Genomic DNA, 4,386 nt, shown 5'->3' with positions numbered 1-4,386 from the left:
GAAGAAATGTATACTAAGCCACAATTATCAAGCATAGGTGGTGTTTATAAATTTACAAGTGAGTTTGATTTAGATCGACTTATTAAGTCGATTCTGTCTGTTATAAATTTATCTCCGATATTTGGCTCAACATTTAAAAAGAAAGCAAATGGACTTTTTATTCAGAAATATTGTAGTAATTGTTTTTCTAAAAAAGATATCTCTGTGTTTTCAGATAATAAAAAATTCCAAAAATATAAGAATAATGTATTAAATAATGGACTAAATATTTATACAGGTCCTTTAGTTAAGATTGGTATTTTAAAAACAATAAAAGATGGAGAATTATTTATTTTATTTCATCATTCTATTATGGATGCATATGCAATTGGACTTGTTAGTAAAAATATTTTTGATACATATGAGAGAAAATCCCATACTGAAATGACAGATTATAGTGAATATATAAAGTATCAAAATAAATATTTAGAAAGTACTCAGTTTGATGATGATAAAAGATATTGGAGAAATCGGTATAAAGATTTTACTCAAAATTTTCAACTGTTACCTGAGAAAATAGAATCAGGAAGATTAAAGTTAATCTTAAAAGATAAATATATAGAGAAATGGATAAAGTTTGTAGAAGATAATAAATTAAATGAAAATATTTTTTTGATTACTCTTTTGTGTATTTATAAAAGTAAGCTTTTTTCGGATAATAATGGTATATTAGCGATTCCTTAAAAAATAACGTTGGACATTTATTTGAAGCATCAGGATTAATTAGTATTATAAAGTCAGCAATGTCTTTATACTATGGTGTAATACCGCATAATATCAATTTTGAATATCCAAATAATAATATTAACTTTGAAAATTCAAAAGTATATATTAATGATAAAAATCAAAAGATATCAGACAAGAACAATTATATAGGAGTTAGCGCTTTTGGCTTTTCAGGTACTAACACACATCTTGTTTTAGAAGGGAGTTACCATAATAAAAAAAATGTATCGAGCTTATCTAATGATTTACAGGGTCAAAGGTGCTGTATAACTGATTATTTAACTTATAAAAAAACACCAAAATCTAATGAATCATTAGATTTAAAGGTACAGAAAATTTTGAAGACAATTTTTGGGTATCATGTTAATCTTTCCCAAAGCATTTATGAAATGGGCGGTGACTCTCTTACAGCTTTTGAGATTGCAAATCAATTAAATAAATCTTTTAAAATTAATATATCTGCTTCAATGATATTAAGTTGTAAATCGATTAAAGAAATAATTGTAAAAATTCGTTCAGAAATTGAAAATAACAAACATAAGAAGATACTTCAATTACAGCCAACAAAACTTAAAATTAAATATTTAGCAACGCCACAATATTTTATGGAACAAATGATTCAACAATAGATATAGCAAAAGTTTTAGATTGGAAAAATTATTTTTACAATCCAAATTCATGTCACTTTAAGCCAATCAATGGAGATCATTTTTTTATATTACACAATAAACAAGAAGTTACAAACGAGATAAAACATATAATTTTAAACTAATTATATGATTTGAGTTAGTTAATAATTCTTAACAAAAATTTGACTAGTCCACACTTTAGTCGCTATTACTAAATGCACACTTAGAAAGTCTCTCATCCTAATTTCTTATTCAAATATTCAAATAAATATAGATTATAAAATATCCCCTAGTTATTGAAAATCTTTATGAGATCGTAAATTATAGCAACTATTATAATCTAAAACTAGACGGTCACAATGTGATTGAATATAATTATTTTATGACTCATATGGTGAGTCGGCCCCCTTCACCCCCAGCTTATTGTATCTAGATAACGTTAGTCTCAAACCACAAGAGATAGATTTATAAAATATAAGACAGTATTCAACGACGATTCATTCCATAGGCGCGACAACTAAAAACGAGCCCACTGTCAAAGCATAGCTGACTTGACTACGAAAATATTATACTTTGGTCGTTCATCTAGATAATTTGATTGCTTTTTTGCGAATACCGATTAGCCATATGTTATTGAATTTAATTGAACTTCAAGGAGTCCATATAATTGCCGATTATGCTTATGGAATCTTAGCTATACGCCAATACATTAAGAGTCATCAGGGTTATTATTATCCTATCTCTCCAAATAAGAATATATTAAAGCCTTGGACAACTGACTAGTAACTTTGACAAAGAATGGAATTTAATTGTCAATTTTTTGACGTCTTAAACAATTATCTATAAATTAATATGATAACTTGGGTTCTATATCAAGAAGTGTTGATGTGAAAAATATCAATGCATTTTTGTTTAGATCAATTAATCTATGGTAAATTCAAAGAAGCACTATTCCCCTAGTTACTGACGTGTACCCCAAAAGTTGAAATAAACTAATGGGGTATTTTCATGACTATAATTTCTTTGGCAACCAAGATTACGGCACTAAAAGAAGATCAGTCTGGTAATAAAGGTCAACATGTGGTTAAAGTTAAATATGGTATTAGTGTTTATCTATTTCATATTCTGAGAGCAATAACAAAAAAACGGGATATTAGGAATGCGAAATTCTCAGCAGGTTACTGGTAAATTTAGTGTCAATCTTGTAAAGTGGAAGCAACATAATTTGGCTTCGATTACGGAAACCTGTGCCTATTTCTGTTTCAAATCCCCAGAAGTATTTATTCGGCGGGAAAGATTGTATAATCTAAAAGGTACTCAAGCCTTATTAGAACTTAAAAAGGTAAGAAGCCCCATGAACAAAGCAAACAGCATCACAAAAGAAATTAAGTTCCTCAAGTAAGAGAAACTTATCCTTGAAGACATGAAATGAAGCCTTGAAAAGGTCATCCCAAAACAACTCAGTCAAGTTATCATTGAACCTAGAAAAAATCTAGAAAAAATATCGATTAGTTTATCCTATTAGAGCCTTGCCCATTGCCTTGAGTACCTTCCAATACTGGCATTATAAACGGTTAAGTGCTGATTCGAATCAAATCTTAAAAGCTGATATTCAGAAAGTGTTTGCAACTATGCAAGACTTTGTTCAAGCTTGATAAAACAGCTATCCTAAGCTAACAGATCAGTTAGAAAATAATGATCATTTATTAATTTACTTCAATTTTCTAGTACACTTCGGAATAGTATTTATAGCATTAATCTAATTGACCCTTTAATAAAAGTCTCGAGTGGCAAACTAAACGGAGGAAACAGTTTTCTAGTGAATAAATCCGTTATTTTGGATTAAAAAGTCACTATAGGTATGTGACCACCAAAGTTTTCACTGATAGAGAATCTATGTTTAAATAAAAATCAGGGTACAAGACTCCCCTTTACACAAAATTATTGACGCTCCCAAGTATTAGCGACTAAAGAGAAACCACTATTAATATTATATTGAATAAACATATATTGATTAAGATTTAATATAATATAAAATGTTTTAAATAATACGCGTGGTGCTGGTTAATTTTTTTGATGGTATCCATAAACAAACATTGCTCTGACCGAATTGGAAATCCCGCTAGTGAACGCGCACGAGTACGTTCAATATCAAAAAGATTGATCTAGCTGAAAAAAACTGTTTCAACTTGATGGCGCATCCGTTTTAATATTTATTATTAACTTTAGAGTCTTGGCGCATATTTTTACGTTTCGGCGTCCACAAGTTAATTCCCTGCCGCGCTAGTTGTTGTTTTAATGGCTGACTCAAATAGCCTAGGTCCGCCAAGATTTGCGGAAAATTCGCTTGGTTAATTAAAGTGGTTACCATTTTTGGAGTCATGGATCGAAGCTTTTGTAATGGTATAAGCAACTACTAGACCTTGATTAGTGACCTCAAAGCTGCCTTTAAAGCCGTAGTTTCGTGGCATTATAGCCAAGATCAGCTTGCCCGCGAAAGATGCGGGCGAGATTAATTACGTACTGACTGACAAACCGACAGCGGCAGACTATCAATAATCGTATAGCGCGTATTTTGAGACACTTGTTTTACCAAACCGGTGCGCATTAACTGCAATAACTGCCAGCCGCGGTTACTCAGCCGATTAAATCGCGAACCTTCAGGCAAGTCTACGCAGTGTAGATTAGTTAAAAAGCGATAGTAGCGGCGTTGATTGGTGATAACTAATTCTGTCTGATAACAGGGCAGCGCTAAGAGTTCAATATCTGAGAGCTTAGCTTGACGGACGTTACGCCGATTCCGAATTTTAGCGGGCACAAATTGATCATAAAGTGGTGTAATGATTTGTTGCCACAATTAAATTCGTGGTTGCAAAGGTAATAAATATTGTTTACACTTAAGTTGGTCTGACATAGGTTTCACTTCTTTAGTAGTAGATGACTAAAGTGTAGCCTATTCAGGCTTTTTTATTCAAGAATTATTAACTAGCAC

General features: G+C 31.1%; 3 protein-coding genes and 2 pseudogenes. 4 read left to right on the top strand and 1 reads right to left on the bottom strand.

The window, feature by feature from the left end; translation table 11 throughout:
• From EQ827_RS07870 to EQ827_RS07860, 4 genes and pseudogenes are all read left to right on the top strand, one after another.
• Nucleotides 1–723 (top strand): condensation domain-containing protein (locus tag EQ827_RS07870; RefSeq protein WP_258231821.1); only part of this gene is annotated, 723 nt, incomplete at its 5' end.
• Nucleotides 708–776: pseudogene (locus tag EQ827_RS09270) on the top strand (hypothetical protein); the annotation flags it as partial. The gene EQ827_RS07870 and the pseudogene EQ827_RS09270, both read left to right, overlap by 16 nt.
• A gap of 6 nt (nucleotides 777–782) precedes the next feature.
• Entirely contained in the window at nucleotides 783–1,394 is a 612-nt protein-coding gene (locus EQ827_RS07865; protein ID WP_181190444.1) for an acyl carrier protein, read from the top strand.
• A 1,008-nt stretch (nucleotides 1,395–2,402) separates the two neighbouring features.
• Entirely contained in the window at nucleotides 2,403–2,582 is a 180-nt protein-coding gene (locus EQ827_RS07860; RefSeq protein WP_181190443.1) for a hypothetical protein, read from the top strand.
• A gap of 833 nt (nucleotides 2,583–3,415) precedes the next feature.
• On the opposite strand, the pseudogene EQ827_RS09330 reads toward EQ827_RS07860, so the two are convergent.
• Nucleotides 3,416–4,251, bottom strand: a pseudogene (locus tag EQ827_RS09330) (IS982 family transposase).
• Nucleotides 4,252–4,386: the final 135 nt, after the last annotated feature.

Origin of the sequence: Bombilactobacillus bombi (genome assembly GCF_013607485.1) — a bacterium.
Lineage (GTDB): Bacteria > Bacillota > Bacilli > Lactobacillales > Lactobacillaceae > Bombilactobacillus > Bombilactobacillus bombi_A.
Note: the sequence above shows the minus strand (reverse complement) of the source record. Positions and strands in the feature narration are given on the sequence as shown.